This window comes from Georgenia sp. Z1344 (assembly GCF_049856295.1).
Classification (GTDB): Bacteria; Actinomycetota; Actinomycetes; order Actinomycetales; family Actinomycetaceae; genus JB111.
Map to the genome: position 1 here is coordinate 19,203 of NZ_JBNDMZ010000007.1, position 25,497 is coordinate 44,699.

Consider the following 25,497-nt stretch of genomic DNA (forward strand, 5'->3'; position numbering starts at 1 on the left):
GTACGGCGGGCCGGACGCCTTGCGGACCAGCTGCCCGCACCCCGCCGCGCGGCTCGCCGGGGTCCGGACTCGGATCCGTGCCGCGGCCCGGCTGCGCCTACCCTGGAACCAGACCCTGGAAGAGATGGAGCACGCATGCGCTTCGACCACACCGTCGAGTTCCCCGCCTCCCCCGAGGAGGTCGCCCGGATGCTGGCGGACAAGGACTTCACCGACCGTCGGGTGCGGGCCGCCGGCGCGACCCGCCACACGGCGTCGATCACCTCGGGCGACGACGGCTCGTTCACGCTCGACGTCGAGGCCACGATCCCGACGACGATCATCCCCGCGACCTACCGCGGGCTGGTCGGTGACAGCTTCGTGGTCCGCATCGAGGAGCAGTGGTCGGCCCCGGGCGCGGACGGCGGCCGCACGGCGGAGTTCGGGCTCAACGTCTCGGGCGTCCCGGCCCGCGTCAACGGCACCCAGGCGCTCCGGCCGATCGCCGGCGGCTCGACGGCGCTGGACTACCGCGGGGACGTCACCTGCTCGATCCCGCTGCTCGGCCGCAAGATCGAGTCGGCCGTCGTCGGCGCCGTCGACACGGTCCTCGAGGCCGAGCGCCGTGTGGGGATCGCCTACCTCGCGGAGCAGGCGGACGAGCAGGGCTGACGCCCTCCGCCGACGACGACGAACCCCCCGGGAGGGCCGTCGTCGTTCGCCGTCGGACGTGTCCCCGGCGTCCGCCCGGCGCGTCGCCGACGTGGGCCGCCCGGGCCCCGACCGGGGAGGGCGTCAGCGGCCTGCGGGCAGGTGGCCGAGCCGGTGCAGGGTCGTCGAGACCGCCTGCTCCCGCAGCATCGTCAGCAGCTCGCGGCGTCCGGTGGCCAGGACGGGCGCGGTCGACACGTCGTAACGCACGTCGGCCACCAGGTCCGCCAGCTCCTCGCGCTCCGAGCCGAGGACGCGCACGCGGCCCCGGCCGCCGGCCAGCCGCCCGACGAACGCGTCGGCCCCCTCGGCCGCGGCGACGTGCTCGGTGAGCCGGCGCAGCGCGCGCCTGGCGGGCTCGCCCTCGGTGGCCCAGGACTTGAGGTGCGCCGACAGCTCGGGGTGCAGCGAGACCCGCACGAGCGTGCCCGTGACCTCCCCCGCGAGCAGGAGGCGGACGAGGTCGACCGTGCGCGCGTCGGCCCCCGCCCGCACGTGGAGGACCGGGAGCTGCCGGTAGCGCAGGACGTTCGACTCGACCTCGAGGCCGGTGGGGTCCTGCTCGCGGCCGAGGTCGTGCTCCCACACGTAGGCGTCCGATCGGACGGCCGCCCGCAGCCAGCGGCGCTCCGACTGCACGGGAACGATGCCCGTGAGGTCGGCGAGCGCCGCGCGCACCTCGGGCGAGGGCTCGGCGGCCCGCGCGGGCAGACCGTCCTCGATCCACGACCCGAGCTGGGTGACGTAGTTCGGTCCGCCCGCCTTCGCACCGGGGCCGACCGAGGAGTCCTTCCAGCCGCCGAACGGCTGCCGGCGCACGATCGCGCCCGTGCAGTGGCGGTTGACGTAGAGGTTCCCGGCATCGACCTGGTCGCTCCAGCGCTCGATCTCCTCGGGGTCGAGGGAGTGCAGCCCGGAGGTGAGCCCGAAGTCGGTCCGGTTGACGACCTCGATGGCCTCGTCGAGGGTCTCGGTGCGCACGAGAGCGAGGACTGGGCCGAAGAACTCGGTGAGGTGCGCGCGGGAGCCCGGGGCCACGTTGTCGAGGACGCCGGGCGACCACAGGCGCCCCTCGCCGTCGAGCCGGCGCGGGCGCACGAGCCAGCTCTGCCCCTCGTCGAGCTCGGTGAGCGCGTGCAGGAGCCGGCCGGATGCGGGCTCGGTCAGGGGGCCGGTCGTCACGCCGAGGTCGTCCGGCATCCCGACGCGCAGGGAGGACACGGCGTCGACGAGCTGACGGCGCAGGCGGTCGCTCGTGCCGGCCTGTCCGACGAGGACGGCGACGGAGGCGGCCGAGCACTTCTGCCCGGTGTGCCCGAACGCCGAGCGCACGAGGTCCGCGACGGCGAGGTCGTAGTCCGCCGACGCCGTGATCACCATCGCGTTCTTGCCTGACGTCTCGGCGATCACGCCGTGGCCGCCGGGCCGGCCGGCGCGCCAGCCGGCGAAGAGGCGGGCGGTCTCGGTCGACCCGGTGAGGACGACGCGGTCGACGTCCTCGTGGGTGATCAGCCGCTGCCCGACCTCGTTCTCGCGGGCGCGCAGGAACTGGACGACGTCGGGGTCCAGGCCGCCGCGCTCGAGCGCCGTGCGCAGGGTGTCGACGACGATCTCGGCGAGCACCGGCGTCTGCGGCGCGGGCTTGACGATGACGGCCGAGCCGGCGGCGAGCGCCGCGGCGGTGCCGCCCGTGGGGATCGCGACGGGGAAGTTCCACGGCGGGGTGACGACGACGAGCCGGTCGGGCTCGAAGCGCGCGCCGTCAGTGTCGAGGTGGTCGGCGAACAAGCCGAGGTCCTCCGCGCGGTCGGCGTAGTAGCGGAGGAAGTCGACCGCCTCGGAGACCTCCGGGTCGGACTCGTCGACGAGCTTCCCGGCCTCGGCGGCGGCCTGTCCGACGAGCTCGCCGCGGCGGTCCTCGAGGTCGTCCGCGGCCGCTCGCAGGACGCCCGCCCGTTCGCCCGGCTCGAGCGCCGCCCACGTGGCGCGGGCCTCGAGGGCCCGGGCGACGGCGTCGTCGACGGCGCTGACGCTCGTCGGGGCCGGTGAGGACGGCTCGCGCCGGGGCGCGGCGAGGTGCTCGGCGGCCCAGACGCGGGAGGCCGCGAGCGCCGGGTCGGTGTCGACGGCCTGGACGAACCGGGTGTCGGAGCGGACAGGTGCCCCGGTGCGGCGCGGAGCGGGGGCCGGAGACGCGGAGGCGTCAGCCGCGGCGACGTAGTCGCGCTCCTGGGCCTCGAGCTCGCCCGGGTCCCCGGAGGCGAACGCGTGGACGAAGTTCTCCGGCGCGGCCGCCTCCTCGAGGCGGCGCACGAGGTAGCCGATCGCGGAGTCCATGTCCTGCGGGGCGACGACCGGCGTGTACAGGACGATGCGGCCCGCGTCCGCGGCGACGGCCCGGGCCTGGGCGGGCGCCATGCCCTGGAGCATCTCGACGTCCACCATGTCCGCGACCCCGCGCCCGGCAGCGAGCAGGTGGGCGTGGGCCACGTGGAAGAGGTTGTGCGAGGCAATGCCGATGCGCAGGGCCCCGACGTTCTCGGGGCGCAAGGCGCGATCGAGCAGGCGCAGGTAGGCGGCGTCGGTCTCGGCCTTCGTCGTGAACGGCGCCTGGTGCCACCCGCGCAGCTCGGCCTCGACGCGCTCCATGGACAGGTTGGCCCCCTTGACGAGCCGGATCCCGATCGGTGCTCCCCCGGCGTCCCGGCGGCCGCGGGCGAACGCGACGAGGCGGTCGAGCGCGGCGGCGGAGTCGGGGAGGTAGGCCTGGAGGACGATGCCGGCCGAGAGGGCGGTGAACTCCTCCTCGGCGAGGATCGACGTGAAGGCCTCGACGGTGAGGTCGAGGTCCCGGTACTCCTCCATGTCGAGGTTGACGAACACGTGCTGCTCGCGCGCGAGGGCGGCGCGGTAGATCGGCCGCAGCCGCTCGCCGACCCGCTCGACGGTGCCCTCGGTGTCCCAGGTCGAGATCTGCGGGACCAGCGTGGAGACCTTGACGGAGACGTGCTCGACGTCGGGCCGCGAGACGAGGTCGAGGGTGCGGCGCGCGCGGTCCGCGGCCTCGGTCTCCCCCAGCACCGCCTCACCGAGGAGGTTGAGGTTGAGCCGCTCCCCGTCCCGGGCGGCGCGCTGCAGCCGGTCCGTCAGCGCGGCGTCGGTGGCGTCCACCACGAGGTGGCCGACGAGCTGACGGAGGCGACGCCGGGCGAGCGGCACGACCACCGAGGGGGCGAGCCGGCCCACCCGGGCACCCGCGCCGAGCATCGCCCGGTCGAGGCCCGAGAGGAACGTGGCCCCGGACGCGGAGCCGATGCGGGACAGCTCACGCGCCGCGACGGCCAGGTCCTCGGGCCGGGCGACCCGGTCGACGAACCGCACCGCGAGGTCGAGGCCCGCCGGGTCGGCGAGCAGGTCGGCGAGGCGCCGGGTCGCGGCCCGTTCCTCCGGGCGTTCCCCCGCGGCGCTCGCCTCGGCCCAGCTGCGGGCGAGGTCGATCGCGTCGTCGGCCGGGGGTCCCTCCGTCATTGACCGAGCATCCACCGGTGCGGGAAGGCGAGCTCGGCGGCCGCGGCGGGTCCCCACGAGCCGGGCGCGTACGGCTGCGGCTCGGGACGCTCGCCGTTCTGCAGCGGGGCGAACGCCTCGAACGCGGCGCGGAGCCCGTCAGCGGTCGTGAACAGGGACCGGTCGCCGAGCAGCACGTCGTGGATGAGCGACGCGTACGGGCTCAGGGCCTCGCTGCGGGGGACGTCGTTGAGGTCGAGCTGGGCGCGGCCCGAGGAGAAGGTGAGCTCGGGGCCGGGGGTCTTGACCGTGATGTTGAGCGAGACCGCGCCGGCTCCGGCGAAGTTGACCTCGATCGTGTTGGGCTCGAGGCCCTCGTCGAACAGCGGGCCGTCCGGGCGGCGCAGCACGAGAGTCATCCGCTGGGCCTTGACCGCCATCCGCTTGCCCGTACGCAGGAGGAACGGGACCCCGCGCCAGCGGTCGGTGTCGACCCACACGCGGGCGGCGACGAAGGTGTCCTGCGTCGAGTCGTCCGGCACGCCCTCGAGGTCCCGGTACCCCTCGAACTGGCCGAGCACGACCTCCTCGGGGTCGAGCCGCAGCGCCCGCAGCGCCCGCTCGCGCTCGACGAGGATCTGCTCGGGGTTGCGGATGTCGAACGGCGGCTCCATCGCCACCTGGCCGACGACCTGGAAGAGGTGCGTGACGAGCATGTCGAGCGCGGCGCCGGTCTGCTCGTAGAAGTCGACGCGGTCGGCCACGTCGAGGTCCTCGGGGACGTCGATCTGCACCTGCTTGACCGAGTGCCGGTCCCACTCGGAGCCGAAGAGCTGGTTGGCGAACCGGAGCACGTAGATCGTCTGCACGCCCTCCTTGCCGAGGAAGTGGTCGATGCGGAAGATCTGCTCCTCGCGCAGGACCTTCTTCACGTCCCGGTCGAGCTGCTCGAAGGACTTGAGGTCGGTGCCGTAGGGCTTCTCGAACACCACGCGGGTGGACTCGGTGATGAGCTCGTGCTCGGCGAGGCCCCGGGTCACGGAGCGGAAGCCGCTCGGCGGGACGGCGAGGAAGTGCACGACGAGGGGCTCCTCGTTGGCGGCCGCCCACATGTCCCGGTAGATGCCGTCGATGACCTCGGGCAGCTCGGACTCGTCGCCCGGGCCGAAACGTCCGGTGGCGTAGTACAGGTGCGTGAGGATCTCGTCGACGTCCTCCGGCAGTCCGCCCGGGCTCTCCGCCAGGCTCTCGCGGACGCGCTCGCGGAACTGCTCGTCCGTCAGCGGCTCGCGGGCCGAGGCGATGACCGCCCACTGCTCCGGCATGAGCCCGCGGACGCGGATCTCCGCGATCGCGGGGAGCACCATCCGATGGGCGAGGTCACCGGACGCCCCGAAGAGGGTGATGATGACTGCCTTGGGGGCGACGAGCTCTGGGGCTTCTGCGCGGCGGGCGTTCACGCCCCCCAACCTAGAGCACCGCGCACGGGCGGCGCAGTCCCTCGGCCGCGCGCGTCCGCGCCGCGCGTGCCACGATCGACGGCATGACCGCCGAGCCACGCACGCCCGCGACCTCCGCGACACCTGCGACCCCTGCCGCCGACGACCCGGACCTCACGGTCGCCCGCACCGGCGTGCGGACCGCGCTGGGCACCAACTCGCGCGGCGCCTCGGTGCGGATCGGCGGCGACGGCGCCCCGGACGCCTTCACGCCCGGCGAGCTCCTCCAGATCGCGCTCGCCGCCTGCGAGTCGCTCTCGGCCGACCACCGGATCACCCACGCCCTCGGCGAGGACGCGCAGGTCGTCACCCGGGTCCGACGTGACAAGGACGACGCCGAGAACCGGTACACCGACCTGCACGTCGACCTCGCCCTCGACCTGGCGAGCCTCGAGCCGCTCGCGCGCGAACGGCTCCTCGAGCGGATGGACAAAGCGATCGAGCGCCACTGCACCGTGGGGCGCACGCTGCGGGCCGGCACCCGGACGACGCTGACGGTGACCGACTCCGGAGCTGCGGACGGTGTCGATGCGGCCGACGGCGCTGGTGGCGACTCCGCCTCCGGCACGGGTTCCACCTCCGCCCCCAGCGCGGGTGCTGATTCCGCCTCGGGCATGGCCGCCGGGACCGACGGGGCCGCGCGATGAGCGCCGCCGACCGGACCTCGAACGACGCCGACCTGCCCGCGACGACCTCGCCCGACGACGAGACCCCCGGTGCCGACCGGGCCGTCAGCGTGACGGACGAGGGTGACCGACCGGCGTCGGGCACGGACACCACGGAGGAGGTCGTCACGCCCGGGCGGTTCAAGCGGTTCGTCGACACCGCGGTCCGGGTCGAGGGCCGCCGCGCGCGGACGAAGGTGCGCAAGCTGCGAGAGCGGATGTGGCGGCAGAGCCCGAGCCGACTGCTCAAGCAGCTCGAGCGCGACTACGTGCGGTCGGTCGCGCGGATCGGTGGGGCCGTCGGAGCCACGGCCGCGTTCCCGGTCCTCGGCACCGCGCTGGCGGTCGGGATGACGAGCGCCCAGGTCGCCGCGTTCGTCGACGCCTCCGCCCGCTACGTCCTCGCGGTGGCCGAGGTGCACGGCATCCACGTCGACGACGTCGAGAAGCGCCGCACGCTCCTGCTGTCCGCCCTGCTCGGCGAGGAAGGCTCGAAGCTCGTGTCCGGGCAGATCGGGTTGAGCGGGATCGGCTGGGCCCGCACCGCGCTCGGTCAGCTCTCGTCGGGCAGCGTGCGGTCGGTCAACCGGGCGCTCACCCGGCAGCTGACGAAGGCCGGGGCCAACCGCGGGATGCAGCTCGCGCTGGGCCGACTCGCGCCGTTCGGCATCGGCATGGTGCTCGGCTACCGGGGTGCGCGGGCGCTGGGCCGTGACGTCGTCAAGGGCACGCAGGCCGCCTTCGGCCCGCCGCCGGAGCGGTTCGCCGACGACGCCTGAGCGCACCTGCTCCTGCTCCTTCTCCCTCCCCCGCCGAGCAGTCGGTCAACGCACCGAACCGTCGGTCTCCCGCCGAGCAGTCGGTCAACGCACCGAGCCGACTGTCAACGCGCCGAGCCGACTGTCAACGCGCCGAGACATGGGTCAACGCGCCGAGCCGACTGTCAACGCGCCGAGACACCGGCCGCCGCCCCTCCACTCGACACGTCCACCGACTCTTCGGCGGCGAACCGACTCCTCGACGGGCCTCCGCACAGCCGCACCGCCGCGCACACCCGTCAGCCTTGAGCGAACGAGACTCAACTTTGCTTCCCGCATCCACTCAGGGACGCAACAATGGGGTCATGACGCCGGGCGACCCACCCGGCCCCGACCGAGGAAGGACCCCACCCATGGCCACCTACCGCACCGCCGACCCGTTCCGCGAGCTCGAGCGCATGCTCAACCCCATGCGTCAGGCGCCGAGCTCGCCCGGCATGCCGCTCGACCTCTACCGCTCCGGCGATGCCTACGTCGCCACGATCGACCTCCCGGGCGTGGACCCGGCGTCGATCGACGTCGACGTCGAGGACCGCACGCTCACCGTCCGCGCCGAGCGCACCGCCGGTGCGCCGGAGGGGGCCGAGTGGCTGACCCACGAGCGGCCCTCGGGCACGTTCGCCCGCCAGCTCACGCTCGGATACGGCGTGGCGCTCGACCGCATCGAGGCCACCTACGCCGACGGCGTCCTCTCGCTGCGGATCCCGGTCTCGGAGGAGAACCGCGCCCGCAAGATCGCCGTCACGCACGGCACGGGCTCGACCACGATCGACGCCGCGTCGACCGGCTCCGCGACCGACTCCGCACCCCAGGAGCACACCGCGCAGGCCTGATCGCCCCCGGCGCCTCGCACGACGCCGGACCGACCCCGACGGCGGCCGGACGCACCACGCGTCCGGCCGCCGTCGTACGCCGTCGTACGCCGGGCCACCGTGCTCCCCCTCCGCGCGCACACGCCGGGCCATCGCTCGTGCCGCGCCGCCGTCGTGCGTGCCACTCCGCCGCACCCGGCCGGGCCCTGTCGACTCGCCGCCCGACCGACCTACGATGACCCGGTGACGACCACTGCACCCGCGACCGTCGGCCCCACCACCGTGAGCACCGCCTACGAGGACCTCCTCCGGCTGGTCATGGAGACCGGCGCCAGGAAGTCCGACCGCACCGGCACCGGCACACGCTCGGTCTTCGGCCACCAGATGCGCTTCGACCTCGCCCAGGGGTTCCCGCTGGTGACGACGAAGAAGGTGCACCTCAAGTCGATCGTCGGCGAGCTGCTGTGGTTCCTCTCGGGCGACTCCAACGTCCGCTGGCTCCAGGACAACGGCATCCGCATCTGGAACGAGTGGGCCGGCGAGGACGGCGACCTCGGCCCCGTCTACGGCGTCCAGTGGCGCTCGTGGCCCACGCCGGACGGCAGCCACGTCGACCAGATCAGCGCGGTCCTCGAGCAGCTGCGCACCAACCCGGACTCGCGCCGCATCCTCGTCTCGGCCTGGAACGTGGCCGAGCTCGACAAGATGGCGCTCATGCCGTGCCACGTGATGTTCCAGTTCTACGTGGCCGACGGGAAGCTGTCCTGCCAGCTCTACCAGCGCAGCGCGGACCTCTTCCTCGGCGTGCCCTTCAACATCGCCTCCTACGCGCTCCTCACCCACATGGTGGCCGCGCAGGTGGGGCTCGAGGTCGGCGACTTCATCTGGACGGGCGGCGACTGCCACGTCTACGACAACCATGTGGACCAGGTGACCGAGCAGCTGAGCCGCGAGCCGTACCCGTTCCCCACGCTCCGCCTCGCGCCGCGGAAGTCGATCTTCGACCACGAGATCGCCGACGTCGTCGTCGAGGGCTACGAGCACCACCCGGCCATCAAGGCACCTGTCGCCGTCTGACCGTGCCCATCCCCGACGACGACGAGCCCGGCACCCTCGCACCCGGCCCCGACCTCGTGACCGGCCCCGGCGCGATCTGGGCGCAGTCCCTCGACGGCGTCATCGGCGACGGCACAGCGATGCCCTGGCACGTGCCCGAGGACCTCGCGCACTTCCGCACCGTCACCCGTGGCCACACGGTGGTCATGGGGCGGCGCACCTGGGCCTCCCTGCCCGAACGCTTCCGTCCCCTGCCGGGGCGGCTCAACGTCGTCCTCACCTCCGGTGACCCGGCGGACTTCCCCGGAGCCCGCACGACGCCGGAGCTCGCCGAGGCGCTCGACCTCGCCGGGGAGGACGGCTGGGTCATGGGCGGTGGCCAGGTCTACGCCGCGGCCCTGCCGCACGTGCGCCGCGCGGTGATCACCGACATCGACGTCACGCTGGGCGACGACCCGACCCTCGTGCGGGCGCCCATGTTGGACCCCGCCGAGTGGGTCGAGGTCGCCCGGGAGCCGGCCGTGGGCTGGCTGACGTCGTCCACAGGCACGCGCTACCGGTTCCGCGAGCTCCGCCGCCGCTGAGCCGACGCCGCCGGCGGTGGGGCCTCGGCCACCGCGGTCTCCCGTGCCTCTCGCCGCGACAGGGCGGACCTGGCGTGCTTACGGTGCACGTCCGGCACCACCAACCTCATGGATGGAGCGAACGATGATTCTCGGCCGCATCTCCAGGCTCGTGCGCCGCACGACCCGTCCCGCCCCCGGCCCCACCGCGCGGCGCCGAGCACCGGGCGGACGCCCCGTCTCCGGTCGCAGCATCGGCGGCACGGTCGCCCGCCTGCTCCGCGGGCGACGGCTGCCCTGACCGAACCCGGCTCCTCGGCGTCGGGCGCCCGCTAGCCAAGGCCAACGGGCGCCCCACGGCCGAACGTCCCGGATCCCCCGCCTCACCTGGTCATACACTCGAAGGTCCGCGCCCCCGCGCGGTTACTCCGTCCGACGACGCCCAGGAGGAACCGTGTCCAACGCTCGAGTCCGCACCATCGGCCTGCACATCGCCGACGTGCTCGGCCGCTACGTCGACGCCATCCCCGAGGGGCAGGGCCTCACCCTGCTCGACGAGATCAAGCTGACCGTCGCCGGCACCGCCGCCGCCCCGGCCGTCAACCTCGCCCGCCTCGGGGTGCCGATCGCGACGACCGGCGTCGTCGGTGAGGACGCCCTCGGTCAGTTCGTCCGCGACCAGATGACGCGCGAGGGCGTCGACGTCTCCGGGCTCCGCAGCTCGGCCGCTGCCCCGACGTCCGCGTCGATGCTCAACATCCGTCGCGACGGCTCGCGCCCGGCGCTGCACGTGGTCGGCGCCAACGGCCAGATCTCCGCCGACGACCTCGGGGACTCGATCCTCGAGGGCATCGAGCACATCCACCTCGGCGGGGTCGGCCTCATGCCGGGCATCGACGGCGACACGTCGGTCGAGTTCCTCCGCCGGGCCAAGGACCGCGGCATCACCGTGACTGTCGACCTCCTGCCCACCGACGGCGGGGCGTCCGACCACGCGGCGCTCGACCCGATCCTCCCTCTGATCGACTACATCCTGCCCTCGGACGACGACTCGCTGCTGCTGACCGGCGCCGAGACCTACGCCGACGCCGCCCGCTGGTTCCTCGACCGCGGCGTGGGCACGGCGATCATCACGCTCGGCGCCGAGGGCGTGTCGATCAGCTCGGGCGACAGCATCGACGTGCGCTACCCGACCACGACGGTCGACGTCGTCGACACCACCGGCTGCGGCGACGCCTTCGCCGCCGGCTTCATCCGCGGGCTGCTCGACGGCGAGCCCGTCGAGGAGGCGGCGCGCCTCGGCATGGCGTGCGGGTCGCTCGTCGCCACCGGCCTCGGCTCCGACGCCGGCCTCGAGTCGTACGAGCAGGCGAACGAGTTCCGCAAGCAGCACATCCCGACTGTCTGACGGCGCTCGGCCGGGTGCGCGGCGAGGTGCACCCGGCCGGATCGCCCCACACATGCACGAAGGCCCGGACCATGTGGTCCGGGCCTTCGTGTGCGCCTGGCGCGTAGTAGCGGGGACAGGATTCGAACCTGCGACCTCCGGGTTATGAGCCCGGCGAGCTACCGAACTGCTCCACCCCGCGGCGACTCCTCAACATTACGACACGGGAAACGGGGACTCAACCGGCGTGGACGTGGGTCCGCTCACCATTGGCTCCGACGCTCCTCCTCACCGGTGGGGGGCAACCGGCACGAATCAGGGCCTATTCGTGCCGCCCTCCCCCCCCCATCGGTGGAGCTCGGTGGAGCCGGCTCGCGTGGAGCAACCCCGGGTCGAGCACGCCCACCTCCCACGACAACGGCCCCCGACGACGAGCACGCAGCTCGTCGTCGGGGGCCGTCCTCGTCAGGCGATCCCGCCTGTCCTACTCGCTCGGCGTCTCCACGCCGGCCGAGGGCGCCTCGGAGGCGGACTCGCCCACCGACTCGCCGCCGGTGGCCGACGCGATCTCGTCCTGCGCGGCGATCGCCTCCTCGACGGCCGCCGTGAGCCGCTCCTGCGCCTCGCCGTACGCCGCCCAGTCGCCGGCCGCCATGGCCTCGTTCGACTCGGCCAGGGCGGTCTGCATCTCGGCGAGCGCCTCGTCGAGCCGCTGCTGTGCCGCCGCCGGGACCTCGACGGACCCCGTGGGCTCCTCAGGCTCGGCCCCCTCGGACGGGGACTCGACGCCCGCGCCCTCGCTCGTGGCCGCGCCGGACTCGCCGTCGAAGATCTGGTCGAGCGCCTCGTCGAGGGTCGGGGCGAACCCGATCTCGTCGCCGAAGCCGACCAGCACGCGCTGGAGCGTCGGGTACGCGGTGCCGCCGGAGGACTGGACGTACACCGGCTGGACGTAGAGCAGGCCGCCACCCACGGGCAGGGTGAGCAGGTTGCCGAGGAGGACGTCGGACCCGCCCTGCCGCAGCAGGTTGAGCTCCGTGGAGACCTCCGGGCTGGAGTTGAAGTTGTTCTGCACCTGCCCGGGTCCCGGCACGGTCGAGTTCCTCGGGAGCTCGATCAGTCGGAGGTCCCCGTAGCCGTCCCGCACCTCCCCCGGGGTGTCGCCGGTCTCCGAGTCGACGGCGAAGAAGCCCGTCAGCACGTTCCGCGGGTTCTCACCGCCCGGGATGTAGGCGGTCGAGAGCGAGAAGGTCGCCTCGTCCTGTCCGGGCATCTGCAGCGTGAGGTAGAAAGGCGGCTGCTGGACGCCGTTGTCGGACGCCGTCGGGTCGGTCGGGATGTTCCAGAAGTCCGAGCCGGAGTAGAAGGTCGCCGCGTCCGTGACGTGGTACTCGGCGAGCAGCGAGCGCTGCACCTTGAACAGGTCCTCCGGGTAGCGCATGTGCGCCATGAGGTCGCCGCTCATCTCTGAGATCGGCTGGATGTTGCTCTCGGGGAACACGGACTGCCACGCCTCGAGGACGGGGTCCGGGTTCTCCCCCTCCTCCTGCTCCCACTCGTAGAGCGTGACCGAGCCGTCGTAGGCGTCGACCACGGCCTTGACCGAGTTGCGGATGTAGTTGACCTGCTCCGGCACATAGGCGGTGCCGGCGACACCCGCCTGCCCCTCGGACAGCGAGTCCTCGGTGGCCTCCTCGAGCGACTCCCGCGCGGAGTAGGGGTAGTCGTTCGACGTCGTGTACCCGTCGATGATCCACACGAGCCGCGACGGCGTCTCGGGATCGTCGTCGTCGTCCACCACCGCCGGGTAGGCCCGCGAGTCGAGGGTGAGGTACGGGGCGGCGCGGGCCACGCGCTCGTGCGGGTCGCGGTGGAAGAGGATCTGGGACTCCGAGGTCACGCGGTCGGAGAACATCAGCTGGACGTCGCCGAACCGCATGGCGAACATCGCGCGCTCGAAGATGTTGCCGATCGACGGGCCGCCGTCGCCGGTGAAGGTCGAGTTGACCTGGCCGTTCGGGGCGGAGTCCGCGGGGTAGTCGAGCTCCCACGGGTCCGTACCCTCGGGCGCGCCGACGATCGAGTAGAAGTCGGTGTCCTGCCCGAAGTACACGCGCGGCTCGTAGTCGCCGAGCGCGCCCTCCGACGGGATGCCCTCCTGGAAGAACAGCGGACGCCCGTCGGAGTCGACCGAGTTGCCCTGGGCCGCGACCACCCCGAACCCGTGGGTGTAGACCGTGTGCTCGTTGACCCAGGTGCGCTGCTCGGCGCTGAGGCCGTCGTGGTTGACCTCGCGGACGGAGATGACCGTGTCCTGCATCTCGCCGTCGAGCTCGTACCGGTCGACGCTCAGCTGCGGCGGGAAGCCGTAATACTGGCGGATCTGCTGGAGCTGGTCGAAGGTCGGCGAGACGAGGTTCGGGTCGAGCAGACGGATCTGCGTGGTGGCGGCGCTGTCCTGGCCGAGCTGGCCGCGCTCGACGTCGGTCGTGGGCTCGTAGGCCTCCGACTGCACCCCGTCGAGCCCGTACGCCGCCCGTGTGGCCTCGATGTTGCGCTGGATGTACGGGGACTCCGCCTCGATGGCGTTCGGCTCGACCTCGAAGCGCTGGACGATCGCCGGGTACGCGGTCCCGACGACGATCGCCGCGACCACCATCATCGCCACCCCGGCGGCGGGCAGGCGCCACGTGCCACGCACGGCCGCGACAACGAACATCACGGCGACGAGGACCGCGATCGCGGCGAGCACGCCACGGCCCGGGAGCGCGGCGTTGACGTCCGCGTAGGACGCACCGGAGAACCGCTGGTTGTTGCCGACGAGCAGCGAGTACCGGTCGAGCCAGTACGAGGCGCCGAGCAGGAGGGCGAAGATCGCGGCGAGGACGCCGAGCTGGACCCGGGCGCCGCGGGAGACGCGGCTGTCCTTGCGGGCGAGCGAGAGCCCGCCGTACAGGTAGTGCGCGACCACCGTGGCGACGAGGCCGAGGACGACGATCGTCATGACGACCCCGAGGAGGGCCCGCAGCGCGGGGAGCGTGAAGACGAAGAACCCCATGTCGAGGCCGAACTGCGGGTCCGTGGTGCCGAACGACTGACCGTTGAGCCACAGGAGGATCTCGCGCCAGGCGGCCTGCAGACGCATGCCGACGAACACGCCCGGGACGAGCGCGGCCGCGAGGAACAGCAGGCGGCGGCGCGGCTCGATCATGCCGCGGTAGCGGTCGAGGTTGCGCTCCTCCGGTGTGGTGGGCGCATAGACCTTGCGCGACCGGTAGGCGATCTCCAGGCAGGCGAGGACGACGGCCGCGGTGACGACGAGCCCGATGAGGAACAGGACGGCGCGCGAGCCCCACTCGCGGTAGACGACCCCCTCGTACCCGACCTGGTAGTACCAGGACAGCTCGGTCCACACCTGCGCGAACGCGAACACGAGGGCGCCGAGCACGCCGATGACGATGATCGTCATCGCGAGGGTGCCGATCGTGCGCTCGTTGGACCCGGAGGAGGGCCGTGGGCCCTGCGCGCGGCCTGGTCGGGACATGGGTGGAATGGTCACGCGGAAGGCACCTCACGAATGTGCGGTCGCGCGACCCGGCATCGGGACCCACGACTGTCGACGGTCTCCCCCAGGGTAAGCGGTGGGACGACCGCGACGAGGCGCGCCCGGGAGGCGCTCACCACGTTGTTCGCGCACGGCGCAGCACCGGGGACCGACGCACGACGGCGACACCCCCGCCGGGTGGGCGAGGATGGCTCCATGACCGACGCCGCGAGCCCCGCCACCCCCGAGAACGACGGCCCGACGACGAACCCCCCGCCCGGTGCCGGTTCGCCCGGCGAGGGCGCGGACGCCCCGACGCCGCGGACCTCCGCCGTGCGGGCCGCCGTGATGGACCTCGAGCGGCACGCCGCGCGGTCCGGGTGGGACGGGCCCGTCGTCGTCGCGGCGCTCGTGCGCACGGGCGAGGCGCTCGCGGCGGACCCGTCGATCGAGTCGAGCCTCGGCGTCGAGGCGGTGCTGGCGGGGCGCGCGGACCCCGAGCATCTCTTCGCTGTCGAGCAGGAGGGACTGCCGGAGGCGGACACCCTCGACGAGCTCCTCGGCCGGCTGGCCTGGCCGGACGAGGTCGCCGGGGCCGCGATCGTCGTCGAGCGGATCGTCGTGCCGCCGGAGGCCGAGGCCGGGCTGCCGAGCGACCCCGAGGAGTCGCTCGCCGCCCTGCGTGCGCACCCGGCCCGCGAGGACGTGCGGATGGCGGTCGGCGTGCTGCGCAGCGGGGAGTCCTGGTGCGCGCTGCGCACCCGGGCCCACGACGACGACACGATGGTCGCCGGCTCCCCCGACGCCGTGCCGGGACTCGTCCACGCCCTGGCGGCGACCTTCGAGTAGCGGGCGCGGGCGGGCGATCTCGGGGCCGGCCGGTCGCCGCCCTCGGTACGGGCCCTCGACGGACGGCCGTCGAGCGCCGCGCGGCGCTCGACCTCAGTCGCCGACGGCCTCGCAGCCCGGCAGCTCGTCGCCGCGTCCGGCCGCGATCTCCTCGACCGCGGTCTGTGCCTCGGCCAGCGTGGTCACGCGGACGACCTGCAGGCCGTCCGGCACGTAGCCCACCGTCTCGGCGCAGTTCGCCGCGGGGGCGAGGAACCACTCGGCACCGTCGTCGACCGCGCCGACCATCTTCTTGCGGATGCCCCCGATCGGGCCGACGCGGCCGGCGAGATCCATCGTCCCGGTCCCGGCGATCTCCTCCCCGCCCGTCATCTCGCCCTCGGTGAGCATGTCGATGATCGCGAGCGCGAACATCGTGCCGGCCGACGGGCCGCCGATCCGGTCGATGTCGAACGCAATGTCGACGGGGACGTCCGGGTCCGGCAGGATCCCGACGCCGAGGAGCGAGCCCTCCTGGACCGGCGCGCCCGAGGCGTCCACCGGCGGCGCCGTCGTCACGACCTCGACGACCTCCTCCGCGCCACCGCGCTCGACCCGGACCTGCACCGTCTCTCCCGGCGGGACCTCCCCCAGGGTGCCGACGAGCTGCTGATAGTCGGCGACGTCCTCGACCTGCCCGCCGGGCGCCGCGATGCCGGTGATGACGTCGTCGACCTCGATCTGCCCCGCCGCCCCGGACTCCTCCGCGACCGCCGAGACCGTGAGCGTCATCGGGATGTCGTACCCGAGCTCGGTCAGCGCGGCCACGGTGGCGTTCGTCTGCGAGGAGAGCATCTGGGCCTCGCCGCGCTGCGCGATCTCCTCCGACGTCTCCGACGGGGAGAACACCGCCTCGCGCGGGACCACGGTCTCGGAGCCGAGCACCCAGGCACGCACGACGTCGCCGGCCGTCACGGGGTGGCCGGGGCCGCCGACGGTGGAGACCGTGGTCAGGCGCAGCTCGCCGCTGGTGGGGTAGGTCTCCGCGCCGTCGACGGTGATGAGCGGGTGGCCGTCGAGCTCACCGAGCGTGTCGACGGTCGGACCGGGCCGCTCGACCGCGTACGGGAGCGGGACGAGCATGATGACGAGGAGCAGCAGGACCGACAGGCCGCCGGAGATCGCGAGCGTGAGGGTGCGGGCGGTCAGCGGGCCGGGCGCGTCGTCGGGGCCGTCGTGGGCGTCGGGGCCCACCGCGTACGGGCCGTCCGCGCGCGAGGGTGCGTAGGCGTCGTCGCCCGACGGGTAGAGGTGGTTCGGGTTCGGCACCCGGACATCATGCCTCCGGCGGGCACCGCGCGGTCGCGCGCCGGCCTTAGCCGTGGGCGAACCGGGCGCGGCGCGGGGCTCGCGGCGCACTACCGTGGGAGTCCGATCGAAGCCGAGGAGTGCCATGAGCCAGGACCCCGCCCCGCGCGAGCCCGAGGACGGCGACGCCGACAGGAGCAGCTGGGAGGAGATGCTCTCCTCGATGCTCGGCCCGGAGGCCGCCGCGCAGGCCGTCCAGGCGATGCGCAGCGCCGGCATGGACCCAGCGGCCATGGGCCAGGCGGCCGGCCTGCCCGGCGACGCCGCGTCCCTCGGCCCGCTCATCGCGCAGGTCCAGGCGATGATGCGGCCCGACGGCAGCGGCCCCGTCAACTGGCGGCTCGCCACCGACCTGGCGCGACGCACCGCCACCGCGGAGGGCGACCCTGCGGTCACGTCCGCCGAGGCCGACGCCGTCCGCGCGGCCCTGCGCGCCGCGGACCTGTGGCTCGACGTCGCCACCGAGCTCCCGCCGGCCGGCGGCCCGCGCGAGGCCCTCACCCGGGCGGCCTGGGTCGAGCGCACCCTGCCGATGTTCCGCTCGCTCGCCGAGCCGGTCGCGGCCTCGATGTCCCACGCGCTCGCGGGGGCCATCGGCAAGCAGCTCGAGGACGCCCCCGAGGAGATCAAGGCGTTCGGCGCGCAGCTTGGCGACGAGAGCGGGCTGCTCGGCCAGATCGGGCAGGCCGTCTACGGCATGCAGCTCGGCCAGGCCGTGGGCACGCTCGCCCGCGAGGTGGTCGGCACGACCGACATCTCGATCCCGCTGCTCGCCGACCCCGGCGCCGCCCTCGTGCCCGCGAACGTCGCCGCGTTCGCCGAGGGGCTCGAGATCCCGCTCGACGAGGTGCGCCACTTCCTCGCCGTCCGCGAGCTCGCGCACGCCCGGGTCTTCGCGCACTCCCCGTGGCTGCGCGCCGGGGTGGTCGACGCCGTCACCGCCTACGCGCGCGCGATCACGATCGACACCTCGAAGATCGAGGACGCGGTTCGGTCCGTCGACCCCACCGACCCGGACGCGCTGCGCGGGGCGATGTCCGGCGGCGTGTTCGACCAGGACGACACCCCCGAGCAGGAGGCGGCCCTCGGCCGGCTCGCCACGCTGCTCGCGCTCGTCGAGGGCTGGGTGGAGGAGGTGACGGCCCGCGCCGTCGCCCCGCACCTGCCGCACGGGGTCCAGCTGCGCGAGATGCTCCGCCGGCGCCGGGCGGCCGGCGGCCCCGCCGAGCAGACCTTCTCCACCCTGGTCGGCCTCGATCTGCGGCCGCGCAGCCTGCGCGAGGCCGCGCGCCTGTGGGAGCTCTACGGCGCGGAGCGCGGCCAGGAGGCCCGCGACGAGCTGTGGTCCCACCCGGACGTCCTGCCCACGGCCGAGGAGCTCGCCGACCCCGAGGGCTTCGCCGCCGGGCGGGAGAAGGCCGCCGAGGAGACCTCCGACGTCGACTCCTTCCTCGCCGAGCTCTTCGCCGAGGACGGCGACGGGCAAGCAGGTGGCGACGCGGGCGACGGCGCGGGTGACGGCGCGGCCTCGGACGATGCCTCCGATGAAGACGCGGGCTCGAGCGAGACCGGGGACGGCTCGGGCGAAGGCGACTCCCGAACGGACGGTTCGGGCGGGGATGGCTCCGACGACGAGGCCCCTCCGGGCGGCTGACGCACCGCCGTCCACAGCCCGCGCGACCTGGGGACGACCCGGGCGCGCGCCCCCGTCCGGGTGGCAGCGTCTGCCCCGGGGGTGGTCGAGATGCGACTGGTGTCCGGGATGGACGTGCTGTGGCGGGGAGCCGGTTCCTCGCAGGTCGGGAGCGACCCTCGGTGCGCCGTGGTGCTCGAGGGGCTCAGCGGCGCCGAGCAGCAGCTGATCGAGGCCCTGGCCGGCTCCCCCTCGCGGCAGGACCTGCGCCGCCGGGGTGCGGCGTCGGGCGTGAGCTCGGCCCGGGTGGACCGCCTCGTCGAGCTGCTCACGCGCGCCGGAGTGGTGACGGAACCTCCGTCGGTCGACGGGCGGACGGCGCACGGCGGGTCTCCCTCCCTGCGCCCCGCGGGAGACGGGACGACCGGCGACGCGCAGTGGCGAGAGCGGGCGGGGCTCGCGGGGGCGGCCGGTCTCGCTGGGGCGGCCGGTATCGCGGGAGCGGCCGGTGCTGTCGACGCGCTCGCATCCGCGGTCGTCGGCGTCACCGGCCTCGGGCGCACCGGCGCGCTCACGGCCGCCGGACTGGCCGCGGCCGGGGTCGGCACCCTGCTGCTCTCGGACCCCTCCCCCGTCCTGTCGACCGACGTCCTCCCCTACCGGTCGACCGACGTCGGCCGGCCGCGGGAGTCGCGGGTCGCCGAGGACCTGCGCTCCGCCGCACCGCTGCTCCGGTTCGGCGCCCCGGCGGGCACCTGGCCCGATCTCGTGGTGGTGACGACCTCCCGCGTGAGCGACCCGCCCCTCCTCCGCCGCCTGACGCAGGAGGACGTACCGCATCTGGTCGTCGTCGTCGGGGAGCTCGCCACGACCGTCGGTCCGCTCGTCGTCCCCGGCCGGGGGCCGTGCGCGCGGTGCCTCGACCTCGCCCGCGCTCGGTCCGAGCGGGCGTGGCCGGCGGTCGCCACCCAGCTGCGGGTCCTGCCGGAGCAGGCCGAGCCCTACACGCAGGCGAGCTGGGCGGCCGGGACCGCGGTGCGCGCCGCCCTCGAGCTCCTGCGGGCGCCGGGCGGGCGGCCCGCGCTGACCGGGGCGTCGGTCGAGCTCGACCTCGACGGGGCCGAGCTGCGGCGTGAGTGGCCGGTGCACCCGGACTGCGGGTGCACCGGTCCGGAGCCCACGAGGGGGTCCGGGGTCACGGGATGAGCGGGTCACCGGGTGAGGTCTCACGAGGCGACCGGTCGTCGTCTTGAGGGGTTCGTCGTCGTGAGGGGTTCGTCGTCGGGCTCCCAGCCCGCGCGGGTGACGGGCGGCAGCACACAGGTGACGGGCGGGCGCTCGGCAGGTGTGCCGGGCGCCCGCCCGCCCCTCACTCGTCCCTCAGGCGGCGGCGTTCTTCCGCGGACGACCGCGGCCGCGCTTGACGGCCACGACGACGCCGTCGACGAAGACCTCGCCGCCCCAGACGCCCCACGGCTCACCGCGCTCGACGGCGCCGGCCAGGCAGGCCTCCCGCAGGGGGCAGGGGCCGCACATGGACTTGGCCAGCTCGACCTCGGTGGTCCGCTCGGCGAACCACAGGTCGGGGTCGTCAGAGGTGAGGCAGGGCAGGGCCGCCGGGTCGCCCTCGTCGGTGCTGTGCGACGGGCGCGCGAGGCCGATCGAGGCGGTGGTGGGGCGCGTCGTCGCGTCGGTCCTGATGGATGGGGCCAGGTACGCAGTGGTCTGCGTGGTCATCGGGTGCTCCGGTGGTGCGTCGGTCTCCTGGTGGGGGACGGCGACGAGGCCGTCGGGTTGTCCCGACGGCGCACGCGGAGCGTGTCAGCCCAGGTCGGGACGGAGGTGCGCCGTGGGGCGCGCGAGGTTCCGCGGACGGGGGAACGCAGAGTTCTCCCCGGCAGCATCGGCGCCGCGATCACGAAGGCCCGCAGCGGCGACGCCACCTGCGCACGCGGAGGTGCTCGCGAACGCATTGCGCGCGTTCACAGCGGACACGGCGAGATCGATACCGATCGCGTAGCTGCTGTTCCTCATCTCGAGCACCTCCTTCTCCTCACCAGGGGATCGTCGTGGCTGGCTAGACCCGATCCCGTTCGACACGGACAACAGCGACAGTAGGCGGCCCCCATCCGAGGCACAAGGGAATTAACGGACGGACTTTCGAGATCGCCACGCGGCGGTCCGGGCGGCGGTCCTGGGTACGTGTCGGACGACCGTCGGGCGCCCCGTCCTGCTCACCCCTCCGTGCGGCTCAGCCACTCCTCCGCGTCGACCTCCTCGCCGCGCACGACGGCGAGCACCTGGCCGCCGAAGCGGTCGAGCTTCGTGGCCCCGACGCCCCGGATGAGTCCGAGCTGGCGCAGGTCAGCGGGCTGGTGGACGGCGATCTGCTGCAGCGTCGCGTCGGGAAGCACCGAGTAGGCGGGCCACCCGCGCAGCCGCGCGGCCTCCGAGCGCCACGTGCGCAGGCGCTCGAAGAGCTCGACCGCCTCGGGGTGCTCCGTCGCGAAGCTCTCGGCCCGGGCCTTGGCCGCAGCCTTCTTGCTCGACCGGTCGCCGCCGCCGCGGCCACCGCGCTCCTCCTCGGGCCACATGCTGTCGAGGAACCGCGAGCGCTTGCGGCTCGCCCGCCCGCCGGCCTGGCGTGCACGCGCGAAGCTCAGCTGGAGGTGCTCCCGGGCCCGGGTCACGCCCACGTACAGCAGCCGGCGCTCCTCGGCGATCTCGGCGTAGTCGTCGGCGTGGGAGATCGGCATGAGCCCCTCGGAGACGCCGACGAGGAAGACCGCGTCCCACTCCAGGCCCTTCGCCGCGTGCAGGGAGGCAAGGGTGACGCCCTCGACCGTGGGGGCGTGCTGCGCGGACGCGCGCTCGTCGAGCTCCGCGACGAGGTCCCCGAGGTCGGCCTGACGGGTCGCCGCGAGCGAGTCGGCGAGCTGGACGAGCGAGTCGAGCGCGTCCCACCGCTCCCGGGCGGCACCGCGCTGGGCGGGCGGCTCGGGCGACCATCCGGCGCCGGACAGCAGGTCCCGGACCGTCGGCCCGAGCTCGGCGTCCGCCATCGACCGGACGGCACCGCGCAGGAGGACGATCGCGTCGCGGACCTCGCGCCGCGAGAAGAACCGCTCGCCGCCCCGCAGGAGGTAGCCGATGCCGCGCTCCGCGAACGCCTGCTCGAACGCCTCGGACTGGGCGTTCGTCCGGAACAGGACGGCCATCTCGCTCAGGGCCACCCCTTCCTTCTGCAGCTCACCGATCCGGCGGGCCACCCCCGCCGCTTCGGCGGCGTCGTCGTCGTAGGTCTCGTACCGCACGGGGACCGAGCTCGGCCGCTGGGCGACGAGCTCGACCGCGGCACGGTCCCGGTCGCTGCCGGCGCGGGCGAGGATCTCGTTGGCGACCCGCACCACCTGCGGGGTGGATCGGTAGTCCCGCACGAGACGGACGACGGCGGCGCCCTTGTAGCGCCGCGGGAACTCGGTGAGGAAGCGGGGGGTCGCGCCGGTGAACGAGTAGATCGTCTGACTCACGTCCCCGACGACGCACAGCTCCTTGCTGTCCCCGAGCCACAGATCGAGGAGGCGCTGCTGAAGGGGCGAGACGTCCTGGTACTCGTCGACGACGAACCGGTTGTACTGGCCGCGCACCTCGTCTCGCACGTCGGTGCGCTCGAGGAGCATCGCGACCATCGACAGCAGCACGTCCTCGAAGTCGATGACGCCGCGCTCGGTCTTGACCGACTCGTAGAGCTCGAGGAGGCGGGCGATGGTCGCGCGATCGTGGCCGCCGACCTCGTCGCGGTCCTTCGACGCCGCGATGCGCGGGTAGTCCTCGGGCGTGACGAGGCTGACCTTGGCCCACTCGACCTCGGCCGCGAGGTCGCGCACCGTCACGCGGTCCGCCCCCAGGCCGAGGCGCCCCGCGGCCTCCGCGACGAGGCTCGCCTTGTGGGGGGCGATCTGTGGCACGGGTCCGCCGACGACACGGGGCCAGAAGTAGGAGAGCTGGCGCAGCGCGGCGGAGTGGAAGGTGCGGGCCTGGACGGCGCCCGCGCCGAGGTCCCGCAGGCGCGACCGGAGCTCGCCGGCCGCGCGGGCGGTGAAGGTGACGGCGAGCATGCGGCGCGGGTCGTAGGCGCCGGTGCGGACGCCGTAGGCGATGCGGTAGGTGATGGCGCGGGTCTTGCCGGTGCCCGCGCCGGCGAGGACCGACATGGGGCCGGTGAGGTGCTCGGCGACGGCCCGCTGGTCCGGGTCGAGCGCGTCGAGCAGCCGGGCGGGGTCCTCCGGCTCGGGCGCTCCGGAGGCCGGGTCGGAGCCGGCCAGGTCGGATCCGGCGGGGACACGGGTGGGATCGAGGGCATCGTTCAGCGGCGCGGACATCGGGTCCAGTCTCTCAGGGGGCGACGACACCGCCGGGCCGGCCTGTGGACGGGCAGGCGGTGGCGTGCGGTGGCGCGTCGTGCCGTGGCGCGCGGTCGCGCGCCGGCACGGACGGACGGACGTCACGGCGCGACGTCGGCACGGGGCACGACACGCCGACGGGGAAGAATTCGGACGGCGTACTGTGTTGGTGCAGGCAGGACCGGCCCCCGCCGGTCGGCGCACGACGCCTCACCCCCTTCCGAAGGATGACGATGACGGTCACCGCCCCCCAGCCCGGCTCGGTCACGATGTTCACCACCACCTGGTGCGGATACTGCAGGAACCTCAAGAAGCAGATGACCTCCGCGGGCATCGCGTTCACCGAGATCGACATCGAGCAGACGCCGGACGCCGCGAGGCTCGTGGCCGAGGTCAACGACGGAAACGAGGTCGTCCCCACCGTCCTGTTCACGGACGGGACGACCGCGACGAACCCCTCCCTCAGCGAGGTCCGCAAGCGCCTCGAGGCGTGAGTACTACGTGCGGCCGCACTCTCGGCAGATCGACACCGCACTCTCGACCCGCTGCACGACGACGAACCGCAATCTCGGCGGCTCCCAACCGCAATCTCGACGGGCACCAACCGCAATCTCGACGGAACGGGTGGGTCAGCCGAGGAGCTCTCCGCCGTACCAGTCCTCGATGAGCGAGCGGGCGATCGAGCTGCGCATCGGCAGGTAGACCTCGCCGAGGCGCACCGCGCTCTCGAGCTCCTCGCGCGTGAAGAGCCGCAGCTCGGTGACCTCCTCGCCGTCCGGCCGCGCGTCCTCGACGCCCTCGATGCGCGCGGTGTAGCCGAGCATGAGCGAGCACGGGAACGGCCAGGGCTGCGAGCCGCGGTACTCCATCTCGACGACCCGGACGTTGGACTCCTCCATGATCTCGCGCCGCACGGCCTCCTCGGCGGACTCCCCCGACTCGACGTAGCCCGCGAGCGTGGAGAACCGGCCCTGCGGCCAGTGCACGGCGTGGCCGAGCATGAGGCGGTCGCGGTCGTCGACGAGGGCGACGATGACGGCCGGGTCGGTGCGCGGGAAGTGCGGCACCTCGTCCTGGGCGCACCACCGCATCCACCCGGCGCTGCGGACCTCGGTCGGCTCCCCGCACCGCGGGCAGCGCGGGTGGCGGCGGTGCCAAGCGCCGAGCGCCACCGCGGTCGTGGCCAGCCCGGCGTCGCGGTCGCTCAGCGCGTCCCCGACGTCGCGCAGGTGGAGTGTCTGCAGCCCGTGCACGAGCTCGACGAGCGCCGCGTCCTCGACGATCGGCACGCCGTCGAGGTCCCGCTCGCGGCCGAGCTCGTCGGGCAGGACGACGGACAGGTAGGTGTGCTCGTCGTCGGCCCCGAGGAGGTGGACGTGCTCCGGGGTCCAGGTGATTCCCGGGACGTCGGCGGGGGCGAGCAGGACGAGCGCGTCGTCGGCGACCGCCACCTCGCCCTGGGACACGAGCAGCACCCGGGTCGTCGGGTCCTCACGCAGCCGCTCGTAGAGGCCGTCCTCGTCGCGCCGCTCGGCGGCCTGGTCGACGGTGGATCGGGCGAGGGGCAGGTCCGCGAGCATGACCCCACGGTAGGCCCGAACGGGCCGCGGCGTCCCTCCTCGGTCAGCCCCGGCCGCTGATCGTCGCCTGGCCGAGCACCCGGTCGCCGAGGTAGACCACGGCACTCTGACCGGCGGCGACGCCTCGGATCGGCTCGCGCAGCTCCACGGCGAGCGTCTCGCCGTCGTCGCCGGCCGTGCGCGTGACGACGGCCGGGTGCGCCGCGCCGTGCGCGCGGATCTGCACCGCAGCCTCGGTGGGGACCTCCGCGGGGTGGTCCTCGGCGAGCCACACGACGTCGGTCGCGTCGATCCGCCGGGTGGAGAGCAGCTCGGCGGGCCCGACGACGACGCGCGCCGCCCGCGTGTCGACGTCGAGGACGTAGCGCGGCCTCCCGTCCGGCGCCGGGCGGTTCAGGCCGAGGCCCTTGCGCTGGCCCACGGTGTAGGCGTAGGCGCCGGTGTGCTCCCCGAGGACCGCGCCGTCGGTGTCGACGATCTCGCCCGGCCGCTCGCCGAGGCGCTCACGCAGGAAGCCGGCGGTGTCGCCGTCGGCCACGAAGCAGATGTCGTACGAGTCCGGCTTGGCCGCCACCGGGAGGCCGCGCGCCTCGGCCTCGGCCCGGACGTCGGCCTTCGCCGCGACGTCGCCGAGCGGGAACAGCGCGCGGGACAGACCCTCGCGGCCGGCCACGGCGAGCACGTAGGACTGGTCCTTGTCCGGCTCGGCGGAGCGGAACAGGCGCGGCCCGGCGCCGTCGTGCTCGAGGCGGGCGTAGTGCCCCGTGGCCACGGCGTCGAACCCGAGGGCGCGGCCGCGGTCGGCGAGGACGGAGAACTTCACGTGCTCGTTGCAGCGCACGCACGGGTTGGGCGTGCGGCCGGCGGAGTACTCCTCGAGGAAGTCCTTGACCACGAGGTCGTCGAACTGCTCGGACAGGTCCCACACGTAGTACGGGATGCCGAGGATGTCGGCGGCCCGGCGGGCGTCGGAGGCGTCCTCGATCGAGCAGCAGCCCCGCGAGCCGGAGCGGTGCTCGGCGCGGTTGCGGGACAGCGCCATGTGGATGCCGACGACCTCGTGGCCGGCCTCGACGGCGCGGGCGGCGGCCACGGCGGAGTCGACCCCTCCGCTGAGGGCGGCGAGCACGCGCATGGGGGTCCT

At 74.0% G+C, this 25,497-nt stretch carries 21 protein-coding genes and 1 tRNA gene; 12 read left to right on the forward strand and 10 right to left on the reverse strand.

All coding sequences use genetic code 11. The features are described from left to right. The first annotated feature begins 135 nt into the window (after positions 1-135). Entirely contained in the window at positions 136-651 is a 516-nt protein-coding gene (locus tag ACPYO6_RS08820; protein WP_425714486.1) for a DUF2505 domain-containing protein, read from the forward strand. Between the two features lie 123 nt (positions 652-774). Here the strand turns inward: ACPYO6_RS08820 and ACPYO6_RS08825 are convergent, their stop codons facing one another. Together ACPYO6_RS08825 and ACPYO6_RS08830 are read right to left on the reverse strand one after the other, a co-directional pair. Beyond that, positions 775-4,218, reverse strand: a complete 3,444-nt coding sequence (locus ACPYO6_RS08825) for a bifunctional proline dehydrogenase/L-glutamate gamma-semialdehyde dehydrogenase (protein WP_425714487.1) — start codon at positions 4,216-4,218, stop codon at positions 775-777. Next, the gene (locus ACPYO6_RS08830) at positions 4,215-5,657 is read right to left on the reverse strand and encodes a glucose-6-phosphate dehydrogenase (RefSeq protein WP_425714488.1); all 1,443 of its coding nucleotides are present in this window, start codon (positions 5,655-5,657) and stop codon (positions 4,215-4,217) included. The genes ACPYO6_RS08825 and ACPYO6_RS08830 overlap by 4 nt, the downstream gene beginning before the upstream one ends. An 83-nt stretch (positions 5,658-5,740) precedes the next feature. Here ACPYO6_RS08830 and ACPYO6_RS08835 point away from each other — a divergent pair, with 83 nt between their 5' ends. From ACPYO6_RS08835 to ACPYO6_RS08865, 7 genes are all read left to right on the forward strand, one after another. Next, the gene (locus ACPYO6_RS08835) at positions 5,741-6,343 is read left to right on the forward strand and encodes an OsmC family protein (protein ID WP_425714489.1); all 603 of its coding nucleotides are present in this window, start codon (positions 5,741-5,743) and stop codon (positions 6,341-6,343) included. Beyond that, positions 6,340-7,140, forward strand: coding sequence for a hypothetical protein (locus ACPYO6_RS08840; RefSeq protein ID WP_425714490.1), 801 nt, complete (start codon positions 6,340-6,342; stop codon positions 7,138-7,140). Before ACPYO6_RS08835 ends, ACPYO6_RS08840 begins: the two co-directional genes overlap by 4 nt. Before the next feature lie 392 nt (positions 7,141-7,532). Next, positions 7,533-8,012, forward strand: coding sequence for an Hsp20/alpha crystallin family protein (locus tag ACPYO6_RS08845; RefSeq protein WP_425714491.1), 480 nt, complete (start codon positions 7,533-7,535; stop codon positions 8,010-8,012). Positions 8,013-8,234: 222 nt separating this feature from the next. Further along, positions 8,235-9,068, forward strand: a complete 834-nt coding sequence (locus ACPYO6_RS08850) for a thymidylate synthase (RefSeq protein WP_425714492.1) — start codon at positions 8,235-8,237, stop codon at positions 9,066-9,068. A 2-nt stretch (positions 9,069-9,070) separates the two neighbouring features. Continuing rightward, the gene (locus ACPYO6_RS08855) at positions 9,071-9,631 is read left to right on the forward strand and encodes a dihydrofolate reductase (protein ID WP_425714493.1); all 561 of its coding nucleotides are present in this window, start codon (positions 9,071-9,073) and stop codon (positions 9,629-9,631) included. Between the two features lie 124 nt (positions 9,632-9,755). Then, positions 9,756-9,911: a hypothetical protein gene (locus ACPYO6_RS08860; RefSeq protein WP_425714494.1), complete on the forward strand. Its 156-nt coding sequence runs from the start codon at positions 9,756-9,758 to the stop codon at positions 9,909-9,911. Positions 9,912-10,064: 153 nt separating this feature from the next. After that, positions 10,065-11,018 carry a carbohydrate kinase family protein gene (locus ACPYO6_RS08865; protein ID WP_425714495.1) on the forward strand — a complete coding sequence of 318 codons (954 nt, stop codon included), beginning with the start codon at positions 10,065-10,067 and terminating at the stop codon, positions 11,016-11,018. A gap of 107 nt (positions 11,019-11,125) precedes the next feature. On the opposite strand, the gene ACPYO6_RS08870 is transcribed toward ACPYO6_RS08865, so the two are convergent. Together ACPYO6_RS08870 and ACPYO6_RS08875 are read right to left on the reverse strand one after the other, a co-directional pair. Continuing rightward, positions 11,126-11,199: transfer RNA gene (locus ACPYO6_RS08870), tRNA-Met, on the reverse strand. A 282-nt stretch (positions 11,200-11,481) separates the two neighbouring features. Beyond that, positions 11,482-14,541: a UPF0182 family protein gene (locus ACPYO6_RS08875; protein ID WP_425714496.1), complete on the reverse strand. Its 3,060-nt coding sequence runs from the start codon at positions 14,539-14,541 to the stop codon at positions 11,482-11,484. A 216-nt stretch (positions 14,542-14,757) separates the two neighbouring features. Between ACPYO6_RS08875 and ACPYO6_RS08880 the strand changes: the two genes are divergently transcribed. Continuing rightward, on the forward strand, positions 14,758-15,390 hold the full coding sequence (locus ACPYO6_RS08880; protein WP_425714497.1) for a PPA1309 family protein: 633 nt from the start codon (positions 14,758-14,760) through the stop codon (positions 15,388-15,390). 93 nt (positions 15,391-15,483) lie between these two features. On the opposite strand, the gene ACPYO6_RS08885 is transcribed toward ACPYO6_RS08880, so the two are convergent. After that, positions 15,484-16,698: a YlbL family protein gene (locus ACPYO6_RS08885; protein ID WP_425714498.1), complete on the reverse strand. Its 1,215-nt coding sequence runs from the start codon at positions 16,696-16,698 to the stop codon at positions 15,484-15,486. A gap of 124 nt (positions 16,699-16,822) precedes the next feature. Between ACPYO6_RS08885 and ACPYO6_RS08890 the strand changes: the two genes are divergently transcribed. Further along, the gene (locus tag ACPYO6_RS08890; RefSeq protein ID WP_425714499.1) at positions 16,823-18,391 is read left to right on the forward strand and encodes a zinc-dependent metalloprotease; all 1,569 of its coding nucleotides are present in this window, start codon (positions 16,823-16,825) and stop codon (positions 18,389-18,391) included. Positions 18,392-18,481: 90 nt separating this feature from the next. Further along, entirely contained in the window at positions 18,482-19,576 is a 1,095-nt protein-coding gene (locus ACPYO6_RS08895) for a thiamine biosynthesis protein ThiF (protein ID WP_425714500.1), read from the forward strand. A gap of 174 nt (positions 19,577-19,750) precedes the next feature. Here the strand turns inward: ACPYO6_RS08895 and ACPYO6_RS08900 are convergent, their stop codons facing one another. The 3 genes from ACPYO6_RS08900 to ACPYO6_RS08910 form a co-directional block, all read right to left on the reverse strand. Next, positions 19,751-20,107, reverse strand: a complete 357-nt coding sequence (locus ACPYO6_RS08900; RefSeq protein WP_425714501.1) for a WhiB family transcriptional regulator — start codon at positions 20,105-20,107, stop codon at positions 19,751-19,753. Between the two features lie 84 nt (positions 20,108-20,191). Further along, positions 20,192-20,404, reverse strand: a complete 213-nt coding sequence (locus tag ACPYO6_RS08905; protein WP_425714502.1) for a hypothetical protein — start codon at positions 20,402-20,404, stop codon at positions 20,192-20,194. A 200-nt stretch (positions 20,405-20,604) separates the two neighbouring features. Further along, complete coding sequence (locus tag ACPYO6_RS08910; protein WP_425714503.1) at positions 20,605-22,752, reverse strand: ATP-dependent DNA helicase UvrD2; 2,148 nt, start codon at positions 22,750-22,752, stop codon at positions 20,605-20,607. 254 nt (positions 22,753-23,006) lie between these two features. On the opposite strand from ACPYO6_RS08910, the gene ACPYO6_RS08915 reads away from it, so the two are divergent. Continuing rightward, on the forward strand, positions 23,007-23,267 hold the full coding sequence (locus tag ACPYO6_RS08915; RefSeq protein ID WP_425714504.1) for a mycoredoxin: 261 nt from the start codon (positions 23,007-23,009) through the stop codon (positions 23,265-23,267). 135 nt (positions 23,268-23,402) lie between these two features. Here ACPYO6_RS08915 and nudC read toward each other — a convergent pair whose 3' ends face one another. Together nudC and mnmA are read right to left on the reverse strand one after the other, a co-directional pair. Continuing rightward, a complete protein-coding gene (nudC, locus tag ACPYO6_RS08920) occupies positions 23,403-24,353 on the reverse strand; it encodes an NAD(+) diphosphatase (protein WP_425714505.1) in 951 nt (316 codons plus the stop codon). 43 nt (positions 24,354-24,396) lie between these two features. Beyond that, positions 24,397-25,488, reverse strand: coding sequence for a tRNA 2-thiouridine(34) synthase MnmA (gene mnmA / locus ACPYO6_RS08925; RefSeq protein WP_425714506.1), 1,092 nt, complete (start codon positions 25,486-25,488; stop codon positions 24,397-24,399). Positions 25,489-25,497: the final 9 nt, after the last annotated feature.